Source organism: Solimonas fluminis (assembly GCF_002930645.1).
Taxonomy (GTDB): Bacteria; Pseudomonadota; Gammaproteobacteria; order Nevskiales; family Nevskiaceae; genus Solimonas_A; species Solimonas_A fluminis.
In genome coordinates, this window is record NZ_PSNW01000006.1 from 217,834 (window position 1) to 239,153 (window position 21,320).

18 protein-coding genes are annotated in these 21,320 nt (G+C 69.1%); 10 read left to right on the forward strand and 8 right to left on the reverse strand.

Annotated elements, in window-relative coordinates; all coding sequences use genetic code 11:
• Positions 1 to 294: 294 nt before the first annotated feature.
• From C3942_RS12760 to C3942_RS12770, 3 genes are all read left to right on the forward strand, one after another.
• Positions 295 to 1,467 carry a hypothetical protein gene (locus C3942_RS12760; RefSeq protein WP_104230721.1) on the forward strand — a complete coding sequence of 391 codons (1,173 nt, stop codon included), beginning with the start codon at positions 295 to 297 and terminating at the stop codon, positions 1,465 to 1,467.
• A complete protein-coding gene (locus C3942_RS12765; protein ID WP_207766076.1) occupies positions 1,464 to 2,489 on the forward strand; it encodes a glycosyltransferase family 9 protein in 1,026 nt (341 codons plus the stop codon). Before C3942_RS12760 ends, C3942_RS12765 begins: the two co-directional genes overlap by 4 nt.
• A 211-nt stretch (positions 2,490 to 2,700) precedes the next feature.
• Entirely contained in the window at positions 2,701 to 3,810 is a 1,110-nt protein-coding gene (locus tag C3942_RS12770) for a hypothetical protein (protein ID WP_104230723.1), read from the forward strand.
• 30 nt (positions 3,811 to 3,840) lie between these two features.
• Here C3942_RS12770 and C3942_RS12775 read toward each other — a convergent pair whose 3' ends face one another.
• The 3 genes from C3942_RS12775 to C3942_RS12785 form a co-directional block, all read right to left on the reverse strand.
• Positions 3,841 to 5,475, reverse strand: a complete 1,635-nt coding sequence (locus C3942_RS12775) for an FkbM family methyltransferase (RefSeq protein ID WP_104230724.1) — start codon at positions 5,473 to 5,475, stop codon at positions 3,841 to 3,843.
• A 137-nt stretch (positions 5,476 to 5,612) separates the two neighbouring features.
• Positions 5,613 to 6,704, reverse strand: coding sequence for a glycosyltransferase (locus tag C3942_RS12780; protein WP_104230725.1), 1,092 nt, complete (start codon positions 6,702 to 6,704; stop codon positions 5,613 to 5,615).
• Positions 6,701 to 7,741, reverse strand: coding sequence for a glycosyltransferase family 9 protein (locus C3942_RS12785; RefSeq protein WP_104230726.1), 1,041 nt, complete (start codon positions 7,739 to 7,741; stop codon positions 6,701 to 6,703). Before C3942_RS12785 ends, C3942_RS12780 begins: the two co-directional genes overlap by 4 nt.
• A gap of 105 nt (positions 7,742 to 7,846) precedes the next feature.
• Between C3942_RS12785 and C3942_RS12790 the strand changes: the two genes are divergently transcribed.
• Positions 7,847 to 8,770 carry a branched-chain amino acid transaminase gene (locus C3942_RS12790; RefSeq protein ID WP_104230727.1) on the forward strand — a complete coding sequence of 308 codons (924 nt, stop codon included), beginning with the start codon at positions 7,847 to 7,849 and terminating at the stop codon, positions 8,768 to 8,770.
• 146 nt (positions 8,771 to 8,916) lie between these two features.
• On the opposite strand, the gene C3942_RS12795 is transcribed toward C3942_RS12790, so the two are convergent.
• Positions 8,917 to 9,477: a carboxymuconolactone decarboxylase family protein gene (locus C3942_RS12795; RefSeq protein ID WP_104230728.1), complete on the reverse strand. Its 561-nt coding sequence runs from the start codon at positions 9,475 to 9,477 to the stop codon at positions 8,917 to 8,919.
• Positions 9,478 to 9,536: 59 nt separating this feature from the next.
• Here C3942_RS12795 and C3942_RS12800 point away from each other — a divergent pair, with 59 nt between their 5' ends.
• The 5 genes from C3942_RS12800 to C3942_RS12820 all read left to right on the forward strand — a co-directional run bounded on the left by C3942_RS12800 (position 9,537) and on the right by C3942_RS12820 (position 15,759).
• Positions 9,537 to 9,863, forward strand: coding sequence for a winged helix-turn-helix transcriptional regulator (locus C3942_RS12800; protein WP_104230729.1), 327 nt, complete (start codon positions 9,537 to 9,539; stop codon positions 9,861 to 9,863).
• A gap of 93 nt (positions 9,864 to 9,956) precedes the next feature.
• Positions 9,957 to 11,867, forward strand: coding sequence for an N-acyl-D-amino-acid deacylase family protein (locus C3942_RS12805; protein ID WP_104230730.1), 1,911 nt, complete (start codon positions 9,957 to 9,959; stop codon positions 11,865 to 11,867).
• Positions 11,868 to 11,990: 123 nt separating this feature from the next.
• Positions 11,991 to 12,833 (forward strand): HDOD domain-containing protein, encoded by an 843-nt coding sequence (locus C3942_RS12810; protein WP_104230731.1) that lies wholly within the window; start codon positions 11,991 to 11,993, stop codon positions 12,831 to 12,833.
• A gap of 88 nt (positions 12,834 to 12,921) precedes the next feature.
• Positions 12,922 to 13,890: a CE1 family esterase gene (locus tag C3942_RS12815; RefSeq protein WP_104230732.1), complete on the forward strand. Its 969-nt coding sequence runs from the start codon at positions 12,922 to 12,924 to the stop codon at positions 13,888 to 13,890.
• A 78-nt stretch (positions 13,891 to 13,968) separates the two neighbouring features.
• Complete coding sequence (locus tag C3942_RS12820) at positions 13,969 to 15,759, forward strand: amidase family protein (protein ID WP_104230733.1); 1,791 nt, start codon at positions 13,969 to 13,971, stop codon at positions 15,757 to 15,759.
• Positions 15,760 to 15,762: 3 nt separating this feature from the next.
• Here C3942_RS12820 and C3942_RS12825 read toward each other — a convergent pair whose 3' ends face one another.
• Positions 15,763 to 16,587, reverse strand: coding sequence for a DUF3592 domain-containing protein (locus C3942_RS12825; protein ID WP_104230734.1), 825 nt, complete (start codon positions 16,585 to 16,587; stop codon positions 15,763 to 15,765).
• 118 nt (positions 16,588 to 16,705) lie between these two features.
• Positions 16,706 to 17,239: a DUF1415 domain-containing protein gene (locus C3942_RS12830; RefSeq protein ID WP_104230735.1), complete on the reverse strand. Its 534-nt coding sequence runs from the start codon at positions 17,237 to 17,239 to the stop codon at positions 16,706 to 16,708.
• A gap of 89 nt (positions 17,240 to 17,328) precedes the next feature.
• Here C3942_RS12830 and C3942_RS12835 point away from each other — a divergent pair, with 89 nt between their 5' ends.
• Positions 17,329 to 18,186, forward strand: a complete 858-nt coding sequence (locus C3942_RS12835) for a PA4780 family RIO1-like protein kinase (protein ID WP_104230736.1) — start codon at positions 17,329 to 17,331, stop codon at positions 18,184 to 18,186.
• 51 nt (positions 18,187 to 18,237) lie between these two features.
• On the opposite strand, the gene C3942_RS12840 is transcribed toward C3942_RS12835, so the two are convergent.
• Complete coding sequence (locus tag C3942_RS12840; protein ID WP_104230737.1) at positions 18,238 to 18,576, reverse strand: hypothetical protein; 339 nt, start codon at positions 18,574 to 18,576, stop codon at positions 18,238 to 18,240.
• A 37-nt stretch (positions 18,577 to 18,613) separates the two neighbouring features.
• Complete coding sequence (locus C3942_RS12845) at positions 18,614 to 21,235, reverse strand: site-2 protease family protein (RefSeq protein ID WP_104230738.1); 2,622 nt, start codon at positions 21,233 to 21,235, stop codon at positions 18,614 to 18,616.
• Positions 21,236 to 21,320 lie beyond the last annotated feature (85 nt).

The following is a 21,320-nucleotide window of genomic DNA, read 5'->3' on the forward strand; positions in this document are numbered from 1 at the left end:
GGAGCCCTGCGGAGAGAGCTGCCTGAATCGGGGTTCTTTGCGTAAGCGACTGATTATAAAGGAGTCGAATCCCGCCGCAATAGGCAGGGGTACGCTCGGGCGATGACTTGCCGTTGCAATCTGCATTACATCGGCACGCAACATTGGCCCGCCATCCTTGTCCTAGCCATGGGATGCCGTATCCCACCGTGTGGCGTTGATGGGTGGCAGGAGCCTGCCGGGCATTTGGCTGGGGCAAGCGCCGCCGGAAGGCCGCGCGGTCGGGTGCGATCCGTAACCAAAGGAGCACACGCCGTGGAAAACCCCGCAACCCGCGCGCTGCGTCCGGATTTCGCGTTCGACGCTTCAAGCTTTGTCTTCGGCAATCGCGCACCGGCTTTCCCTGCGCGGCCGTCGGTGGCCGGCGCCCCGCGTCTTGCAGCACCGCCGGTCGCACTGCTGCTCGCATCCACCCCGCTGCACAGCTTCTGGGCGCTGGGCCTGGCCCATGGCCCACTGCGGCGGCATGACTGCGTGCTGGCCATGATCGACCAGCGCGAGGGCGACCGGGATTTCATTGCCGAAGCGGTGGCGGAGCGCGGCCTCGGGCCGATCCGCGAGGTCCTGAGATTCCCCCGTATCGGCAAGAGCCCATTGGCCAAGATCCGCGGCGCGCGGTCCGTGCTGGCGCAGGTGGCGGAGGCGTCGCGCCGCCTGCAGCCGTCCCGGGTGGTCGTGGGCAATGACCGGCGCGCCGAGTTCTATGCGGCGCTGTCGCAGGCGCCAGAGGCGGTCGGCGGCTATATCGATGACGGCATGTTCAGCTACATGCCGATGCCGAGGGGCAAGACGTCGCCCTGGCTGGAGGCGGTTTCGGGCGGCCTGCGGCGGCAACTCTACGGCTTGCCCGTGGAGCACCCGCGCTTCGTCGGCGGCGCGCGCGTGACGCGCGAGGCCTGGGTGATGCTGCCGGACCTGGTGCACGAGGGCCTGCGCGCCAAGAGCGTCAATCGCATCGAGCCGTCCTGGTTCCAGGAGGAGGGCGTGCAGCAGATCTGCGCCGATGCCGTGGCCCGCGCCGGCGTCGATCCCGCCCTGGTGCGCAGCCTGCGCCTGCTGCTGCTGTTGCCGCATGAATCCTTCCTGCGCCAGCATCCGGAGTTGGCGAGGCATATCGGCGACCTGGCACGGGCTGCCCTGGCGCGCGGCCAGAGTGTCGGCTTCAAGCGCCACCCACGCTCCACGAGCACCGACACCGGCCTGCTGCCGGAGGGTTGCATGGAGATTTCACGCCGCCTGCCGGTGGAGATACTGGCGCCGCTGTTGCAGGGGACGCTGGTGGTGGGGGCGCTGACGACCGGCCTTCTCTCTCTCAAGCACCTGGGCATGCAGATCGAGGTGCGCTCGCTGACGCAGCTGTCGGCGCAGCCGGCCTCCGCGGCGGTCTATGCCGCGGCCGGCATCGTTCCCCTGGAGGGGGCCGTGTGACGGCTTCCGCTGCGCAGGATTCGCGCCCCTCTACCGCGGTGGTGCACCACCACAGCGGGATCGGCGACCTGATCTGCCATGTTCCCTACATCCGCGCCGTCGCGGCGCAGAGCCGTGGCGGCCGCGTAACCGTCATCGCGCGTCCTTCCTGCAAGGCGCCGGACCTGCTGTCCGCGGAGACCTGCGTGGAACGGGTGATCGAGTTCGACCGCAAGCCGCGCAAGAGCGAGCGCCGGAGCGGGCGCCATGACGGGGCGGGCAGCCAGTTCGCCTTTGCCCGCCAGCTGCGCGAGTTGGGTATCCAGCGGATCTTCATCTTCTCCGGCAGGACGCGCTACGCCGTGCTGGCCCTGCTGGCGGGAATCCGCGAGCGTGCCGGCTATGGGTTCTCCGCCGGACAGCGCCTGTTCCTCAACCGGCCGCCGTACATCCGGCGTCATGAAGGGGCGGGCAACTGGGTGTATCCGGAAGCCACGCAGTTCGCCGTCGCCCAGGGGCTGGCCGACGGCCCCTTGCCGCCGCGCCTGGCAGTGCCGGCCGCGGTGGCGGAGGAGATGGAAGGCCAACTACGGCATCTGCCGCGGCCGCGCTACGCCTTTGCGATCGGCGCTTCGCTGGCGTCCAAGCTCTGGCCCGAGGAGCGCTTCGCCGCACTGGCCGAGGCATTGGCCGCCGAGGGCGCCGGCGTGGTTCTGCTGGGAGGGCCGGCCGAGGCCGACTCCGGGCATCGCATCATCGGCAGGGTGCCGGCCGGGTTGAGGGCGAGCATCCATGTGCTGGCGCAGCCCTCGATCATGGTGACGGCCGGTGCGCTGCGCAATTGCGACTACTGCGTCGGCAACGATACCGGCGCGCTCAATCTGGCGGTGGCCTGCGACAGGCCCAGCCTGGGTCTGTTCGGCGCCACCCCGCCGGCACTGGAGGATCCCCTGCTGCATGGCGTCCGCGGCGACGGCATGGCGGCAATCACCGTCGGGATGGTGCTGGAGAAGCTGCAGGCCCTGCCGCCCGGCAGAGGTTGAATTCACGCGGCGGACGGCGGCGGTGTCGCTCTCCGGCGACAGTTCGAGGTGCTGCGGAACCCCGGGAAAACCTGACAGTCCATTCAGATGACGGCTGCAAGGCCGCCATGATAAAAGCGCGCAGCCGCTACCCTTTCAGGCTATACCGGGGACGGCGCGTCAGGCCCCATGGACGGTGGCCGGACTTGTCACGGTATGGCATGGAAGCCAGATGGATCTCGGTCCTCACTCCTACGACAGTGCTGTCGATGGAGCGCCGCGCAACGCGGCGGCGTCCGGTCGCGCCCTGTTCCTGTCGTCCACCCCACTGCACACGTTCTGGTACCTCGGCCTGGCCCATGGGCCGTTCGCGGATCGCGACTGCATGCTGGCGCTGATCGACCAGCCGCCCGGCGCGCGGGATCTGCTGGCCGAGCTTCTGGCGGAGGAGAAGGATGGGCCCTTCTGTCGCGTCGTAAGCTTTCCGGAAATCCAGAGGGGTGCCGCACGCAGACAGGTGGCGCCGGGAGGAGTGCTCGATTCGATACGGGCACTGGCCCATGACTTCGACCCCGGCTACATCGCGGTCGGCAACGACCGCCGCCTGGAGTTCTACGCCGCTCTCAGCGGTTGTCCCCGCGCCGTGCCAGCCTATGTCGAGGACGGCTTGTTCAGCTACATGGCGGCGAAGAAGCCGCACCGGAACGCCGTCCAGCGCTGGTGGGCGGAACTGAAGCAACGCCGACGCAGCGAGCGCTGCGGCATGGCCGTCGAAGAGCCCCGGATGGTTGGTGGCTCCCGGGCGGTGCGCGAGGCCTGGGTGCTGATGCCCGATCGCGTCCACTCCGGCCTGGCATCCAAGCAGGTGCGGCAGATCGAGGCCTCCTGGTTCGCCCGGCCGGACGTCAGGGACATCTGTTCGCGCGTGCTGCGCGGCGCGGGCCTGGAGCCGGGGTGCCTGGCCGACACGCAGTTGCTCATCGTGTTGCCGCATCCCTGTTTCCTGGAGCAGTGGCCGGACATCCGCACGCGCCTGCAGGAGCTCGCTCAAAGCCACGTGCGCCAGGGCGGGCGGGTAGCCTACAAATGCCATCCCCGCTCGCGGGGCCTGCCGATCGACCTGCCGGCGCCGCAGTGTTTCGAGATTCCCCGGCGCCTGCCGGTGGAGATGCTGGCGCCGATGCTGTCCGACATGACGGTCGTGGGAACGTTGACCACCGCCCTGGTGTCGCTCATGCAGCTCGGGCAGAGAATCGAAGTGCGCAGCATCGTTCCCCGCAACTGCACCGATACCGCCACGATCGACATCTACGCCTCCCTCGACATCACGCCGCTGGACTGAGGCAGCCGGCGGCGGAGCGCGCTGCACTGCCTAGCGCGTCCAGACCATGTTGACCTGCCGGCTTGCGGACAACAGCTTGTCCACCGAGGTGGGCCGGATGCCGAACTGGTCGATGACGTTGGGTTTGAGCCCGGCGTCGACCAGCAGTTGGAGCAGGCCCTGGCCGTCATCACCGGAGCGGGTGAGGGACTGCGGCGAGTATTCCATCAGCAGGCAATGGCAGCGGCGCAGCGCTTGCGGCGCCCCCCGAAGCGCTTCGTACCCCTGGCCCTCGACGTCGAGCCTGATGAATCGGATCGGCTCATCGTCCAGGCCGGCCTCGGCGAGATACGAGTCCAGCACCAGCGTCGGCGCCGTGACGATGACGTCGCTGGCCTGTTCGCCGACCGGCAGCAGGGAACTCTCGCCGCGGTTCGGCGTGCTGTCCTGGTACAGGGTTGCGCTGCCCTGGCGGTTGGAGACAGCGGCTTGCACCGGCACGATGCCGGTCAGCTCGTTCAGTGCCAGGTTGTCCCGCAGGAGTCCATGCATGACCGGATCGGGTTCGAAGGCGTGAATCCTGAGTTCCGGCATGGCGCGGCTGAAGACGCAGGAATACCAGCCGAGATTCGCCCCGATGTCGAGCATCACGCTGCCGGGAAGCCCCGGTACCAGTCCGAGCAGGGCCATGGTGATGGGGGCCTCGGTGGCACCGGCCTGGGCAATGAGGCATGCATGACGGTCGCCTGCGATCGCGCGGAAGCGCAGCCCATAGAAGCGCGAAGTGGAAACGATGTGACGCAGGCGCAGGACGGAATTCAGCAGCCTGTAGCGCAGCGAACGCAGCCGGTATTCGGCCTGGCCGATCGGCCGTATCCCGCCGCCCGCGGGAAGGTCGCGGCGGCGCTCCAGCCAAGATGGCTCGTTGGCTTCCAGGCGCCAGTGCGGCTGCATGTCGCGCAAGCCGAAGCGACCGCTGCGCCGCAGCCTCATGCGCAGGTTGTCCCATAGGGACCCCAACACCTCGTGCGGCTTGGGATCGCCATGGAACTTCACGATGGTGGCCTGCTTCAGCATGGCTTCGGCCTTTGCGGGCTCATTGCGATTCAGCTTGGCGGCGCGCTTGAAGCTGATGATCTGGCCCTCGGGAAAGAGGGCCACGCGGTCGGCAAGACCCTTGGCCTGCAGGCAGGCATGGAGGAAGTCCTGGTCGCCCGGCACCTGTTGCGGATACTGCTCCCCGGCAAGGAAGGCCTCCTCGACGATCGACAGGGCTCCGGTGCGGATGCGCATGACCGAGGAGTTGTAGCCGGGGTTGTGCCAGTCGTCGATGATCACGAGGTCCTGCGGCGCACCGAAGGCGAAGTCCAGCAGGGAACCCATGTCCTGCCGTATCACCAGCGTCAGGTCGAGATACAGGAATTCCGGCGAGGGCAAGAGTGCCTTGCCGAACAGGCGCAGCTTCTTGGTGGTCTGGCGCATGCCGGGGCGCTCATAGCGCCGCCAGTCTTCCGGCAGCACCAGGTTGACCGCTTGGGGGACCGTGCGCGGGCGGTCGGAATAGCAGTGCAAGGTGAAGGGGACAGGGCAATGCCGCTGCAGCATGACCTGCAGGCGTTCAATGTACTCGTCGCCATAGGCATCGCCGACGGCAAGGCAGACGACAGCTAACTCGGCAGGCCGCATCGGTTGCCTCGGGTTTCTCGGGTGAAGGCGTCGGGGGCCTGCCGCGCCGGTGGGGTCAAGCTCTGCGCCTGGTGCCGCCACAGGCTCCCGGCCTCCAATGTATCAGAAGGGAAATTCGCAGCGGCCCGCCCGGGCGTTCAACCCGCTGTCGATGCCGCCAGCTCCCGGTACACCCGCAGGTTCCCGTCCGCCATCACCTGGGCGGAGAATTCGTCGATCACCCGCTGCTGGCCCGCCAGGCCCAGGCGGCGGCGCTCGTCGGGCGCCGCCAGCAGGCGTTCCAGGGCCAACTGCAGGGCCGGCGTGTCGCCGGGCGGCACGATCAGGCCGGAGATGCCGTCGGCGACGGCCTCCGGCATGCCGCCGGCGCGGCAGGCGATGATCGGGACGCCGGCGGCCGAAGCCTGCAGCAGCGACACGCCCAGGCCCTCCATCAGCGCCGGGTGGACCAGCAGGTCCAGGCAGCCGAGCCAGCGCGGCAGGTCCTTGCGGAAGCCTGCGAAGCGGACCTGTCCTTCCAGGCCGAGATGGCGCGCCAGTGCCTCGAGTTCCTCGCGCAGCGGTCCCTGTCCGAACACCACGAGGCTGAAGGCATGGCGGGGCTTCAGCGCCGCCAGCGCCTCGAACAGGTAGCGATGGCCCTTGCGTTCGATCAGCTGGGCGACGACGCCGAGAAGGGGGGGCTCCTGCGGCAGGCCGAACTCGGCGCAGAACGCGGCGCGCGGCTCCGGCCGGGCCCAGGGCGCGGCATCGACCGCGCTGCGCACCACGCGGACCTTGTCCGCGGGCACGCCCTCGGACAGCAGCACGTCGGCGATGCCCTGCGAGATGCAGACGACGCGATCGTAGAGGCGGTACTTGAGTTTCACCGCCAGCCGCGACTCGGGATTGTCGACGCGCCGCGAAAGGACCGCCGGCACTCCGGCCTGGCCCGCGGCCAGCCCGCCGAGCACGTCGGCGCCGCGCCGGCTGTGCAGGTGCACCAGCGCCGGCCGTTCGGCGCGCAGGATACGCTTGAGCCGGCCGATGAAGCCGAGGTCCAGGTCGCCGCCGCACGGGGTCTCGATGACCTTCACGGGGCTGCCGGCGAAGTGCTGCCCGATGGCCGCGCCCGGCGGGCAGACCAGCACGTTCTCGACACCGTGCCGCGACAGGCCGGCCAGCAGGTAGGCCACCTGCTGCGCGCCGCCGTACAGATGCATGCCGGTTTCGACGTGGACGATCTTCATGCGAGCCCCAGTAATGTGACGGCCTGCGCGGCGACGCGCGCTGGCGTCAGCTGCTTCATGCAGGTCCAGTCGCCGCCGCAAGTCGGGTGGCGCCGGCAGGGGGCGCAGGGCAGGCCGTCGTACATGACGGCCAAGGGGGAGTCCGCGCCGCGGGTATAGGGGCAGGTGGAGCCGAACAGCGCCAGCGTGGGGCGCCGCATGGCGATGCCGATATGCGTCAGGCCGGTATCCACGCCGATCACCAGCCGGGCCGGAGACAGCCAGCCTCCCAGGTCGGGAAGCCGGGTTTCGCCGGCAAGGTTGAGGCTGCCCGGCGGCAGTTGGGCGTGGATGCGTTCGGCGGCCGGCCGGTCGGCGGGGCCGCCGAAGATCACGAAGGGCCCCAGCCCCTGGGAGGCCAGCTGCCGCGCCAGTTGCGGCCAGTATTCCTCCCGCCAGTGCTTCTGCGGCCGGGTGGTGAAAGGGCAGAGCGCCACGAAGCCGGGGGCCAGGCCCAGGGCCGCCATGGCCTCGGCGATGCGCCCGGACCCTTCCGCGGTGACCACCAGGCGGGGCGGGCCGGCGGGAATCCCCGTCAGCTGCTCGGCCATGTAGCGGTACTCGGAACTGATGTCGGCCGGCTCGCCGCCCTTGGGCAGCAGATGGTGCATCAGTGCCTTGCCCGGCTCCTTGGAGGTGAAGCCGATCCGCGTGGCGCCCCCGGCCAGGCGCGCCAGCATCCGCGACTTGAGCAGGCCCTGGCAGTCGAGCACCCAGTCATAGGCCTGTTCCGTCAACTCGCGGCGCAGCGCCAGCAGGGCGGCCGGCGACTTGAGGCTTTCCTTGGGAATCCTGAGCAGTTGGTCGATGCGCGGGTCGCCCTCCAGGACCCCGGCGAACCCGGACTGGGCCAGCCAGGCGATGTGGGCCTGGGGGTAGCGGCTGCGCAGCCCGTCCAGCAGGCTGGTGGCGAAGACGATGTCACCCAGCGCCGAGAGGCGCACGATCAGGATGCGCGGCTGCGGGCCGCGGACGGGCAGGGAATCGGTCAGGGCCATTACTTGGGGTAGGGCGGGCTCTTTGGCTCCGGGACTGCCTATAATAGAGGGCTTCGGCCGCCCAACGCGGCTAACCCGACAAGATTCCTGACAGGTAAACGATCCATGAGCACGATGGCCGACCGCGACGGCTTCATCTGGTATGACGGCGAACTCAAGCCCTGGCGCGAGTGCACCACCCATGTGCTGACCTACTCGCTGCATTACGGCGTCGGCTGTTTCGAGGGCGTGCGCGCCTACAAGACCCCCAAGGGCACGGCCATCTTCCGCCTGCAGGAGCACACCCGCCGCCTGTTCAACTCCGCCAAGATCCTGGGCATGAAGATGCCCTGGTCGGAGGACGTGCTGAACGAGGCCCAGCTGGAGGTGCTGCGTGCCAACAAGCTGGATTCCGCCTACCTGCGCCCGATGGTGTTCTACGGAGCGGAGGGCATGGGCCTGCGTGCCGACAACCTCAAGACCCACGTGATCGTGGCGGCCTGGACCTGGGGCGCGTACCTGGGCGCCGAGAACATGGAGCGCGGCATCCGCGTCAAGACCAGCTCGTTCAACCGCCACCATCCGAACGCCGCCACGCTGCGCGCCAAGGCCAACGGCAACTACATCAACTCGATGATGGCGCTGAACGAAGTGCTGCGCGACGGCTACGACGAAGCGCTGACCCTGGATACCCAGGGCTACATCGCCGAGGGCAGCGCCGAGAACATCTTCCTGGTGATCCGCGGGGAACTGCACACCCCGGACCTCACCGCCTGCCTCGACGGCATCACCCGCCGCACCATCATCCAGCTGGCCGAGGACAACGGCCTGAAGGTGGTGGAGCGCCGCATCACGCGCGACGAAGTCTACGTGGCCGACGAGGCCTTCTTCACCGGCACCGCCGCCGAAGTGACCCCGATCCGCGAGGTGGACAACCGCCCGATCGGCATCGGCTCGCGCGGTCCCATCACCGAGAAGCTGCAGAAGCAGTATCTCGCGCTGGTGAAGGGCGAGAGCAGCGCCTACCCGCAGTGGCTCAGCCACGTCTGAGTGGCGGGCGGTTCCATCGAAAAAGCCCCGGCGGATGCCGGGGCTTTTTTCGTTCCTGCAGGGCGATACCTCAAGGACACGGATGTAGGAGCCAGCTTGCTGGCGACTTCCCGCCCGGGGTTTCCGGCAAGCTGGCTCCCGCGCCCTCAGGTTGCGGCGGGAAATCCCGGCGCAAAAGCCTCGCGCGGCACGCGCGTAACGTTCACCAGGTACGACACGGCGTGGTACAGCCCCGCCAGCATGGTCAGTTCGATCAGCTGGTCCCCGGCGAAGGCGGCGCGCAGTTCCGCCCACAGGGCATCGTCCACGCCGTGGCGTTCATGCAGGGCATCGGCCAGGCGCAGCACCAGCCGTTCCGGCGGGGCCCATTCAGGCGCGTCGGCGGGGTCGTGCACCGAAGCCCGCAACTGTGCCGGCGTGAAGCCGGCCTTGCCGCCGTAGATCGCCGCATGCACGCCCCATTCGTACTCGGCGCCGCAGCGCGCCGTGCTGCGCAGGATCATCAGCTCGCGCAGGCGCAGCGGGATGCTGCCGCGGTCCAGCAGGCCGCCGGCCAGCATGCGCGCCAGCACGCGGGGGTTGTGCGCCACGGTGCGGAAGATCAGCAGCGGCGGGGCGCCGCGCATCAGTTCCGACAGGGCGGACTCCAGTTCCGGGGCCAGCGGCAGGGGCAGGGCTTCGATGCGGGCCGGGGCAGGGTCGGACATGGGCGTCTCCGGAATGCTACGATAATCGAAGCGTATTGCTTCTGAATTAGTAGCGCAACATGAGCATCATCGACCGTCCCGTCCGCGGCTCCGATTCCGGCCGCCCCATCATGGCGCTGCTGGACCTGCTCGGCAGGCGCTGGACGCTGCGCGTCATCTGGGAACTGCGCGGCGGCGCGCTGTCTTTCCGGGCGCTGCAGGCGGCCTGCTCGGGCATGTCGCCCTCGGTGCTCAACCAGCGCCTGGCGGAACTGCGGGAGGCGCAGATCGTCGAGGCCGGCGGGGATGGCTATGCGCTCAGCGCCCGCGGCCGCGAGCTGCTCGAGCTGTTCGGGCCCCTGCAGCGCTGGTCCGAGGATTGGGCGAGGGCCCTGCGCGACGGGTGAATCCCCTACTGGCAGGAGAGCCGAATTTCCCATCCGCCAATGTGAAAGTCCTGCTTATGATCCCGGTCGAAAGGATTTGGCAGGAGTCGGTACATGGATGGCGGCGGGATGCGGTGGGATGTGCTGTTCCGGAATGCGCTGGTGTTCGACGGCAGCGGCGCCAGGCCGCAGTTGCAGGACGTGGCGGTGCGGGACGGCAGCATTGCCGCGATCGGCAGCGGGCTGCCGGCGCAGCAGGCCCGCGAGACGGTGGAGGTGGGCGGCCGCTGGCTGATGCCGGGCCTGCTGGACATCCACACGCATTTCGATCTGGAGGTGGAGCTGGAGCCGGGCCTGCCGGAGGCCGTGCGCCACGGCACCACCACCGTGGTGGTGGCCAACTGCAGCCTGGGCCTGGCCTACGGAGCGCAGCGCCGCGACGGCGCCGATCCGATCGTCGACTGCTTCGCCCGCGTCGAGAACGTGCCCAAGCACGTGCTGCGCAAGGTCGGCGACCGGGTCCACTGGAACGACTCGCTCGCCTACCTGGAGCACTTCCGCGACCTGCCGCTGGGTCCCAACGTGGTGCCGATGATCCCGCATTCGATGCTGCGCATCGAGGTCATGGGCCTGCAGGCCAGCATCACGCGCGAGCCCACCGCGCAGGAACTGGCGCGCATGAGCCAGCTGGTGGAGAAGGGGTTGCGCGAGGGCTATGTCGGGTTTTCCACGGACGCGCTGCCTTTCCATTTCCTGGCCAACCAGCCCAATACCCAGAAGCAGATCCCGACGCAGTTCGCCCGCTACGGCGAACTGAAGTACCTGACCAACCTGGTACGGCGCTGGGGGCGCATCTGGCAGGCCACTCCCCCCAAGGACAGCAAGATCGGCGTGCTGCGCAATTTCCTGCTGACCTCGGGCCGCTTCTTCGGCAAGCCGCTCAAGGTCACCGCGGTGGCGGCCATCGACCTGGTCACCAACAAGTCGCTGCTGCGCATGGGCCTGCTGCTGTCGCGCATCCTCAATTCGCGCTTCATCAACGGCCATTTCCGCTTCCAGGCGCTGGCGGCACCGTTCAAGCTCTGGAGCGACGGCGTGATCACGCCGATCGCCGAGGAGATTCCCGTGCTGCGCCGGCTCAACGAGCGTGATCTCGGCGACCGCGAGGGGCGCCTGCAGATCATGTCGGACCCGGCCTGGCAACAGGAATTCCGCCGCATGTGGACCCACGGCAAGACCGGCTTCAGCCTGGCCCGCCTCAAGCGCCGCCTGCGCATGGACGACAACGTGCTGACGCGCGAGCTGTCGGACATGAACGTGGAAACCTGCCCGGTCCCGGAGTGGAGCGGCGAAACGCTGCAGCAGGTCTACGAGCGCCTGCAGCGCTGGCAGGCCACGGGCGAGGGCGCCCGCGGCGAGGCCGAGCGCGAGACCTTCGCCAGCTTCCCGAAGCCGGCCGGCGACGACTGCGATTTCCTGCTGCACCTGTTGCGCCGCTTCGACACGGCGCTGCGCTGGTGGACGATCACGGCCAACCGCGACCGCGAGGTCACCAAGGCGCTGCTGTTCAATCCCAAGCTGCTGCCGGGCTTCAACGACAGCGGCGCGCACCTGACCAACATGGCGTTCTACGACGGCAACCTGCGCATGCTGAAGTTCGCGCAGGAGGACGGCATCGACAAGGTCGCCTACGCCGTGCACCGGCTGACGCAGGAGCCGGCCGCGTTCTTCGGCCTGGACGTGGGCACGCTCAAGCCCGGCGCGCAGGCGGATATCGTCGTGATGGACCCGGAAGCACTGCGCGCCTACGACTCCGACGCGGGTGTGCGCTACATCTGGCGGGACATCTTCGAGGCCAACCAGCTGGTCAACCGCTCCGACGGCGTGGTCAGCCATGTGATGATCGGCGGCCGCATGGCCTGGCGCGACGGCGCCTATACCGATCTGCACGGCCGCGAGCGTCTGGGACGCGTGCTGCTCGACCGCGAGCACGAAGCCCGGCAGGCGGCACCGCTGGCGGCCTGAACCCGGCTGGCGGGCGTTCGCCCGCCATTCGTCGTGGCAATGTGACCGGCCGCACACGCGGCACTCAAGGCGCATGCGCAGGCGCCGATAAGCGGGCGATCTCCTATCAACCGGGAACCGCCCATGTCCGCCGAAGACCGTTTCTACCGCAGTGTCGTCGATGCCCTCACGCATGACCGCCTGACGCTGCCGACGCTGCCCGAGGTGGCGCTGCGCATCAGCGACATGAGCCGGCGCGAGGATGTGTCCGTCAATCTCCTGGCGGCGGAAATCGCCAAGGATCCGGCGATGGCCGTGCGCCTGCTGCGCGTGGCCAACAGCGCCATCGCCCAGGCCGGCGGCCGGCGCATCGACAACCTCGCCCAGGCGGTGACGCGCCTCGGCCTGCAGATGACGCGGCTGCTGGTGACGGGCCTGGCGGTGGAGCACTTGTTCGTGTCCAAGTCGCCCTGGCTGCAGCAGCGCCTGCGCCGCAGCTGGACGCGCAGCACCGAGGTGGCCGCGCTGGCGCAGGTGCTGGCCAAGAACTGCACCGTGCTCAAGCCCGAGATCGCGATGCTGGCCGGCCTGGTGCACGAGATTGGCGTGCTGCCGATCTTGCGGCTGGCCGAGTCGCAGGCGGAGCTGAGCGAGTCGCCGGCCGCGCTGGACTCCGTGCTGCGCCGCCTCTCGGCGCGCGTCGGCCGCCTGGTGCTGCAGGCCTGGAACTTCCCCGAGGCGCTGATCGACGTGCCCTACTACCAGGAGGACATCTACCGCACCCACACCGGCCCCGCGGACTACCTGGACGTGGTGATCGTGGCGGTGCTGCAGCTGCAGGGCGCGCACGACCCCTCGCTGGCGCGCATCGACCGGCACGCCGTTTCCGCGTTCACGCGCGTGGACCTCTCGCCGGATCTCTCGGTGCTGGAGCTCGCCGATTATCTGGCTGAGTACGACGCCAATCGGTCCGGGCTTGCCGCATAGACGTAAGAAATACTCTACTTTGGCCGTAGGTTGTCCACTGATACCCAGTATGAATGATCTACATCACCGGCAAGAGGAGAGTCACGGGATGAAATCGGCAACCTGGGCATGCGCGCTGCTGGCCTTGACGATGAGCGCGACGGCGGCAGCCACCGACGGCAACTACACGGTGGGGCCGACCCTGATGGCGCCGAAGACCATCGGCACCGTGGTGAAGATCCACGGCAACAACCTCGTGCTGGCGGCCAAGACCGCGGCCTTCGACGTGACGCTGGAGCACAACGGCCTGGTCCGCACGTTCACGGTGGTGCGTCCCGAGCCGGCGGTGGCCGGCAGCCCGATGATGCTGGTGCTGCACGGCCGCGGCGGCAATGCCGAGGGCCAGGCCACCATCACCAACCTCTCCAAGTCAGTCGCCGCGCAGGGCTACTGGGCGGTGCTGCCGCAGTACTACGACAACACCTGGGACGACAATCCCGGCCTCAACCCGGGCCTGGACGACGTCGGCTTCGTTCGCCGCATCCTCGACATCATGCAGGAAGACTTCGGCGTCAGCGCGGCCCGAACCTACGCCGCCGGTTTCTCCAACGGCGGCTTCATGGCGCAGCGCCTGGCCTGCGAGTTGCCGGATCGCATCGCGGCCTTCGGCTTCGTCGCCACCAGCATCACCCGCGGCCTCTACAACGCCTGCGCGCCGGCAGTGGCGCGGCCGGTGATGTTCGTGCACGGCACCAGCGATCCCATCGTCCCCTGGGCCGGCAACAGCTCCCTGGCCCTGCAGTCGGTGGACAGCGCGGTGGGCCTGTGGACCGCCAAGCTGGGCTGCGGCCTCAACCCGGCCCAGCAGACGCTGGACAGCGCCAACGACGGCACCAGCATCGACCTGTTCCGCTACGGCTGCGGCACGAAGGAAGTGCGGCTGTACCGCGTCAACAACGGCGGCCATACCTGGCCGGGCGGTACGCAGTACCTGCCGGTGAACCTGATCGGCAAGACCAGCAATGACATGCAGGCCACCGATGAGATCTGGAACTTCGTGAAGGGCTACCAGCGCTGAGAGCGGCCTGAACGCCGGCCCGGCCGGGCCGGCACGACCTGTGCAGGGGATTCCGCGTCACCCGACCGGAATCCTCTTGTGCTGCCTCGCCTGCTGTTCCCCGTCTGTGCGGCCACACTGCTGTGCGCCTGCAATTCCTCCACGCCTTCCTCTTCCGCCGATCCCGGCACCGAGCCTTTCGTGCTGGAAGAGGCGACCGTCGCCGATATCCATGAGGCCTTCGCCGGCCGCCGCAGGCTGGCCGACGGCTCGCGCCTGAGCTGCGTGGCGCTGCATGACCTCTACGTCGCCCGCATCCTGGCGATCGACGACACGCCCCAGGCTGGCGGCCTGCCGGTGCAGTCGGTGCTGCGCATCAACCCGGCCGCCAGGGCGGAGGCGGCGGCGCTGGATGCGCTCTACGAACACGATCACGGCGTCGGCAAGCGCCCGCTGCATTGCGTGCCGATGCTGCTGAAGGACAACTACGACACCTACGACCACCCCTCCAGCTCGGGCTCGTACTCGATGCTGGGACACCAGTCCTCGGTGGACGCCCATTCCGTGGCGGGACTGCGCGCCGCTGGCGCACTGATCCTGGGCAAGGCCAACCAGGACGAATTCGCCTTCACGGTCGGCGGCACCAGCGGCCGCGGCCCCTTGACGCGCAATCCCTACGACACCCGCCAGAGTCCGGGCGGTTCCAGCTCCGGCACGGGCGCCGCCATCGCGTCCAACTTCGCCGCCATTGGCACCGGCACCGACACCTGCATGTCGATCCGCTTCCCCTCCTCGGTCAACGGCCTGGCCGGCATCCGCCCCAGCGTGGGCCTGGTGTCGCAGCACGGCGTGTTTCCGCTGACGCACTCGCGCGATGCGCCGGGGCCGATGGCGCGCACGCTGCACGACGCGGTGCTGGCGCTCAATGCCATGGCCGGTCCCGACCTGCGCGATCCCAAGACCCTGGAGTACGAGAATCCCGCCTTCCCGCAGCGCCCCTCCGACTACACCCGCTTCCTGGACCGCGCGCAGTACGGCCTCAAGGGCCGCAAGCTGGGCTTCGTGCGGAGCTTCGGCTCGCTGGATTCGGCCGGCAGCGGCGAGCACCTGGCGTTGATCGAGGCGGCCATCGCGCAGATGCGCGCCCTGGGAGCGGAGGTCTACGACGTGGAGTTCCCGGACTTCGTCTCGGTGGCGGCTTCGGCCATGCACTACGAGTGGAACGAATACTTCCGCCAGTTCGAGGCCGAGAACGGCCGTGCCGCGCCGCGGCGCTGCCTGACGGCGCTGAACCCCGGGGACAATACCTGCTCGCTGCTGGCGGTGGACGGCATCCTAGAGACCGGCCTGGTCAGCCCGGTGGCGCTGGTGGCGGTGGCGTCCTCGGCGCTGGAGGACTCGCGCCAGGGGCCGGACCCGGCCAAGCTGGAACAGCATCGCCTGACCCGCGATTACGTGCAGCAGCTCATGGATCACTATCCGCTGCCAGGCGGCGGCGAGGTGCGCCTCGACGCGCTGCTGATCCGGCCGGGCTCGAGTCCGCGCACCTGCGACTTCGGGTCCACCACGCAGAATCCCTCGGTGGTGGTGCCGGTGGGCATGACCGCGGACGGCGTTCCCAAGGGTATCGAGGTGCTGGCGCGCAAGTGGGACGAGCCCACCGCCATCGGCGTCGCCTACGACTACGAGCAGGCCACCCATCACCGCCGCGCACCCTCGCTGCGCAGCGATCCCCTGCAGGGCACGCGCCTGTCGGCGGAGTTCAACCGCCTGCGCGAGGGGCTGCTGCTGCCACTGCTGGACCAGGATCCCTGGTCGCTGCCGCTGGCCGAGTACCAGGCGGTGATCCGCGAGTATGTGACGGGCTTTGCCGAGGTGCCGGGGCCGTGAAGGCTATTGCACCGCGCTTTCGCGTTGCGCCGCCACCGGTGCCGGCATGAAGGAGGTATCCACGCGATAGCGCTGCGGCTTCTCCGGGTCGATGAACACCGGCACCTGGCGCATTCGCCTGAGCTTCTGCGGGTCTTCCGCCAGCGGCTCGCTCTCGTAGAAGTACTCGATGCCGCTGCGCGTGTCCTTCCACTTCGCACGCAGCACGTAGTGCAGGCCCAGCTCGCGCTGCACCATGGAGTCGAAGGGATCGCGGACCTGGCCATTGTGCGTCAGGGTGTATTTCCCGTCCTGGCTTTCCAGCGAGAAGTTGCCGACGCCGCGCGGCAGTGCCTCCAGCAGCACCTCCGGCCGCAGTTCGACCAGCTCCGCCATGATGCGCGAGCCGCCGCTGTCCAGCCGGTCGCTTCCGCCGCGCCTGCCGCCCCAGCCGCCCATGAACAGCAGCGGCAGCGCGAAGAAGCCGCCGAACACGCCCAGCAGCAGAGGGAACAGCCAGTTGTCGATGAAGATGTCCAGGCGGGCGTCCTGCGGACGGTCCGGGTTGAACCAGACGCGGATGCGGTCGCCCTCGCGGTAGTTCCTGTGCAGGTCGGAGCCCGCGCTTTCCACGCGGCGCTTCACGCCGCCGCCGGCATCGAATTCCACCACCAACGCCGGCACGTCGCCGCGGATCTCCACCACCCTGCCCACCGCTTCCTGGGCGAACTGCCGGTCCCACAGCGCGCGGCCCAGCAGCCAGGCGGCGCCGAGCAGGCAGGGCAGGGAGATGGCCAGCAGCACGAGGCGCATGCCGCGGTCCGTCTGGGCGCCAAGGGGATGTCTCATTAGCCGTCTCCCGTCATCAGGCGCCGAGCATCGCGCCGCCAGGGCCGGCGGTCAAAGATGGGGGCTGTCATCCGCTTCCCGGCCGCAACGATCGGGAAGCGGATGACCGACCCCGGCGTCACGGCCCGAACAGCTCCTTGCGCTGCTCCGGCGTCAGCTCGCGCAGCCGGCGGATGTTGGCCTCGGGGATGCCATCGATGTCCGGGTGCGCGTCCACCGCCGCCTCCACGCTGTCTTCCCGCAGCAGGTGCAGCATCGGGTAGGGCGAGCGGTTGCTGAGGTTCTCCGGATCGTCCGGTCCGGTGCCGGCGAACTGGTACTGCGGGTGGAAGCTGGCCACCTGGTAGGTGCCGTCCCACTCGAAGCTCTGCAGCAGCTCGTCGGCGCGGTCCAGGAAGTCGTTGTAGTCGAGGAAATCCGCCAGCATCTGCGGGGCGACCACGAGGGTGGTTTCCAGTTGCTCCGGCGGCGTCTCGTCCAGGCGCGCGAGTTCCAGCTGCAGGTCGGTCAGCAGGTCCAGTTCGGTGGTCGCGGCGCTGACGAACACGCGAAGCTGTCCGGCGCGCACCGGCCGGGCCGCGAAGGGGCAGAGGTTGAGGCCGATGACGACCCGGTCCAGCCATTGACGCACGGCGGATTCGATCTCATTCATGGGAGGCGGGTCTCGTGCTGCCGGGTGGATCAGGCCATTCTAAACGGCTGTGCCCCGGCTTTCCCCTGCCGGATCGTTCACAATACCGCATGAAATCCCCCAAAGCCCTGCAGCCGCTGATCGATGACGGCATCGTCGACGCGGTGCTGCGACAACTCAAGAGCGGCAAGGAAGCTTCCGTTTTCCTGGTGTCCTGCGGCGGTGCCGTCCGTTGCGCCAAGGTCTACAAGGAAGCCGAGCACCGCGGTTTCCACAAGCTGGCCGAGTACCAGGAAGGTCGGCGTGCCCGTGGCAGCCGCGATGCACGCGCCATGGGCAAGGGCAGCCGCCACGGCCGCCGGGAGCAGGAAGCCGCCTGGAAGAACGCCGAGGTAGAGGCCCTGTATCGTCTGGCCGCCGCCGGCGTGCGGGTACCCCAGCCCCATGGCTACTACGAGGGCGTGCTGCTGATGGAAGTGGTGCGCGGAGCCGACGGCGAGGTGGCGCCGCGTCTCAACGATGTCGCCCCCGAGCCGGACGTGGCGCGCGCCTGGCATGCCTTCCTGGTGCGCCAGATCGTGCGCATGCTCTGCGCCGGCCTGATCCACGGCGATCTCTCCGAGTTCAACGTGCTGCTGGCGGAGGATGGCCCGGTGATCATCGACCTGCCGCAGGCGGTGGATGCTTCCGGCAACAACAACGCCTTCCGCATGCTGCGCCGCGACGTCGACAACGTGACCGCCTACTGCGGCCGTTTTGCTCCGGAGCTGCTCGATACCGAGTACGCCTTCGAGATATGGAAGCTCTACCAGGACGCCGAGCTCAAGCCGGACAGCCCCCTGACCGGGCGCTATGTCCATGACGACACCGCTGCCGACGTCGAGGGCGTGCTGCACCAGATCGCCGAGGCGCGCGCCGAGGCGGAGGCGCGCCAGCGCGGGCGCGAGGCGGCCGAAGCCGACGATTAGGGCCGTTTGACGCTACGGACGTCGCAGCAGCGTCCATGGCATCGACAGGCCTTAGCGCGGCGGCTCCGCCGGAGCTTCGGCCGACGGCGGGGCCGGCGGCATCTGGCCGGGGTGGGCCATGGCATCGTCCAGCTTGCGGCCCAGCGAGTCCGGCGAAGCCTTCTCCTTCCGGTCCAGGCAGCGCAGGTAGCGCTCGTGGTCGCGCTTGTAGCGCGCCAGCTCCGATTCGTAGCGCTCCATGCCCCACTTGTCGTGCTCGCTGAAGGGCTCGGCGGGCTTCTCGCCGTCGATGCAGGCCAGTTCGGCCTTCTCGGGCTTCTTGCCCGCCATGGCGAGCAGGGGCAGGGCCAGCAGCAGGCAGGCCAGGGGGGTGAACAGACGCTGGGACATGATTCTCTCCATCCGCGGGGCACGCGGGACGCGCAGCCTAACCCGGCGGGTTCATCTTTGCAGTGGCGCCGGTCTTGCCGGGCGCGGGCGGGCAGACGGCCTTGGCGGTAACCCGCAGGCGCTGTTCGCGCAGCTGTTCCCAGGGATCGACGTAGGGGGCCACCGTCTCCGCCATGTCCTCGCTGGTGTACGGGAAGCAGCTCCAGTGCTGTTCCGGCGGCATCACGCCCCGCGCTTCGGCGGGCTGCGGGCCCTGCCGCAAGGCATGAGCCATCTCGAGGGGATACAGCAGGTGGCTGCGTCTGGCCCCGCCGAAGCCGAGGCGTTGCAGCCAGGATCGCGGAGGGAGGCGCGAGTAGACTGCCATGCGCATCTGCTCGGTGCCCTGGTCGATGCGGCCCGCCTCCAGCAGCGCCCAGGCATAGGTGCGCGACAGCTCGTGGGTGGACTGCCGCAGGCTGCGGCCCACCGGCGAGGCTTCGATCACGGTGACGGCATCGGCCGGGCGGCCATGGTGCATGAAGTACCAGGCCTGCGCGCGCAGCACCCGGCGCAGTTCGCAGCGGCAGTCGTCGGAGCGCTCGGCCAGATAGCGCGTTTCCGCCAGCAGGGTCTCTGCGGCCTGGGGATCGCCGTTCAGGTCCACCCATTCGGCGAGGCGCAGCCGCGCCTCGATACGGCCGGCCGGCTGCTTCGGCATCAGCGATTCCGCGCGCTGCAGGGCGGCCTGCAAGGCCGCGATGCGCTGCGGCAGCGGCGCATCCGGATGCAGGTCCTGGACGCTGCGCAGCCAGCGGCGCTGCAGGCTCTCCAGGTCATTCTGGAATCCCTCCCGGCCCTCCGCCACCAGGCTTTCCAGTTGCCGGGCCTGTTCCTCGCCCTCGGCGTCCCAGGCGAGCAGCGAGCGCAGGTCCACCCGGCGTGGGTCCTCGGGCGGCAGCGCCGCGGCGGCGGCCTGCAAGGCCTTCAGTTCGTCCGGCCCGGCGTCCTCGTCCTCGCCATAGCGGGCATAACGTTCATCGAACAGGCGCTGCTGTGCGCTGCGGCCGTCATCCTCGGGCTGCGGCGGCGCGGCAAGATGGCCGTAGGCGGCATAGCCGCCGCTACCCCAGAGTGCCAGCAGCAGACCCAGTACCAGGGCCGATTCCCAGGCGCGAGGGCGGCGGATCCGGCGGCGTTCCATCACCGCCTTGACCAGGGGGTACTGGCGCAGGAAGCCCAGCGGGCCGAACAGTTCCTGCGCCCGCCCGAACAGTTGCCGCAGCTGTTCTTCATGCGGAAGTCCGTCCTGCCAGCGGGATTCCAGGCGCGAGACACGCCACTGCTGGAGCAGGCCCACGCCCAGCAGCAGGACGAAGACGGCAAACACTGCGCTCTCCAGCCATAGCGCGAGGGCCGCCATGGCGGCGACGCTGAGGGCCGAGAACAGCAGGCGCGAGCGCGGCCAGCGGCTGAACAGCGACAGTTCCACCAGCTGGCCGCCGTCCAGCGGCGTCAGCGGCAGCAGGTTGAACAGGTTGATCAGCACGGCCATCCAGGCCGCCATCTGCCAGTCGAAGCCGCCGGCCGAGGGGATGGCGCCGCCCCACCACCACAGCAGTGCGGCGCCGAGCAGCAGCCCGGGCACGGGGCCGGCCAGCAGCACCAGGGCCTGCTTCCAGGCCGGGATGTCGCGCGGCCTTCCCGTCACCATCGCTCCCAGGAAGGGGATGAAGAACATGCTCATGTCGCGGTAGCCGAAGGCCCGCATGGCCAGCGCATGCCCGCCCTCGTGCAGCAGCAGGATGGCCAGCACGGCCAACGCACTCTGCCAGCTGAAGGCCCAGCCCCAGAGCAGCAGCGACAGCGCTGCACTCAGGACCAGGACGCTGGCCTTGAGGCTATGGCGCGAGGCGCGCCGGGCCAGTTCCGCCTCGGCCTGGATGTAGCTCTGCGTCGCATAGTCCGGCTGGTGGCTGCCCTCGGTGGCGGCGGAGACGTAGGGCACCGCCAGCTTGCGGCGTACGCCCATCCAGCGCCAAGCCAGTCCTGCGGCCGCGCGCAGGCGCGGATGCAGGACGCCGCCGGACTCCTGCAGCAGCCCCTGGCGGAGCAGCATCGGGACATAGTCGCCGTAGGAGGCTGCATACCGGCGGCAGATTTCCTCCTCCGGCAGGTCCGCCATGGCGACGCCGGCGATCCGGGCCTGGTGGACCTGCCAATGCGCGGTCGGGCTGGCGGCCCAGGCATCCACCAGCTTCTGCCCGGGCGGCTGGGCCAGCGTCAGCCAGCCGATGCGGTTCACCGTCAGCAGAAGGCTTCCGTCCTCGGCCTGGCTGAGGAAGCTGAGGGGATAGCCGGCGAAGCTGGCCGGCATCAGCAGCAGGCTGGCATAGGCCGGCTCGGACTGGTGGCGCAGCAGCAGGGCGGGGTGGCTCCGCGGTCCGTTCTCCACCAGGCCGGACGCGATGGGACGGAAGCCCAGGGCCCGCACCTCGTCGATCGCAGCCTGCTGGTCGGGCGGGAGGTCTTCCGGCAGTTCGCCGAACCGCAGCCGCTGCGGATGCAGCGACAGCCGCAGCATCTGCACCAGCATGACCAGGAAGAACAGCAGCTGGATTCCCAGCCAGGCGCCCAGGCAGATCAGCAGCAGGTTCAGCACAGCCAGGGTCGGTTCCATCCGTTGTCCATCGGGCGGCTCCGCGATCCGGAGCCTCATCGGCCGGAAGTCTGCCCGAGCACGGCGCCGCCCGCATCTTCGTACA

Bases quoted from the DNA above. Each gene is read 5' to 3' on its own strand.
- C3942_RS12770 (WP_104230723.1), top strand. From the start codon at position 2,701: ATGGATCTCGGTCCTCACTCCTACGACAGTGCTGTCGATGGAGCGCCG.
- C3942_RS12775 (WP_104230724.1), bottom strand. From the start codon at position 5,475: ATGCGGCCTGCCGAGTTAGCTGTCGTCTGCCTTGCCGTCGGCGATGCC.
- C3942_RS12780 (WP_104230725.1), bottom strand. From the start codon at position 6,704: ATGAAGATCGTCCACGTCGAAACCGGCATGCATCTGTACGGCGGCGCG.
- C3942_RS12785 (WP_104230726.1), bottom strand. From the start codon at position 7,741: ATGGCCCTGACCGATTCCCTGCCCGTCCGCGGCCCGCAGCCGCGCATC.
- C3942_RS12790 (WP_104230727.1), top strand. From the start codon at position 7,847: ATGAGCACGATGGCCGACCGCGACGGCTTCATCTGGTATGACGGCGAA.
- C3942_RS12795 (WP_104230728.1), bottom strand. From the start codon at position 9,477: ATGTCCGACCCTGCCCCGGCCCGCATCGAAGCCCTGCCCCTGCCGCTG.
- C3942_RS12800 (WP_104230729.1), top strand. From the start codon at position 9,537: ATGAGCATCATCGACCGTCCCGTCCGCGGCTCCGATTCCGGCCGCCCC.
- C3942_RS12805 (WP_104230730.1), top strand. From the start codon at position 9,957: ATGGATGGCGGCGGGATGCGGTGGGATGTGCTGTTCCGGAATGCGCTG.
- C3942_RS12810 (WP_104230731.1), top strand. From the start codon at position 11,991: ATGTCCGCCGAAGACCGTTTCTACCGCAGTGTCGTCGATGCCCTCACG.
- C3942_RS12815 (WP_104230732.1), top strand. From the start codon at position 12,922: ATGAAATCGGCAACCTGGGCATGCGCGCTGCTGGCCTTGACGATGAGC.
- C3942_RS12825 (WP_104230734.1), bottom strand. From the start codon at position 16,587: ATGAGACATCCCCTTGGCGCCCAGACGGACCGCGGCATGCGCCTCGTG.
- C3942_RS12830 (WP_104230735.1), bottom strand. From the start codon at position 17,239: ATGAATGAGATCGAATCCGCCGTGCGTCAATGGCTGGACCGGGTCGTC.
- C3942_RS12835 (WP_104230736.1), top strand. From the start codon at position 17,329: ATGAAATCCCCCAAAGCCCTGCAGCCGCTGATCGATGACGGCATCGTC.
- C3942_RS12840 (WP_104230737.1), bottom strand. From the start codon at position 18,576: ATGTCCCAGCGTCTGTTCACCCCCCTGGCCTGCCTGCTGCTGGCCCTG.
- C3942_RS12845 (WP_104230738.1), bottom strand. From the start codon at position 21,235: ATGGAACCGACCCTGGCTGTGCTGAACCTGCTGCTGATCTGCCTGGGC.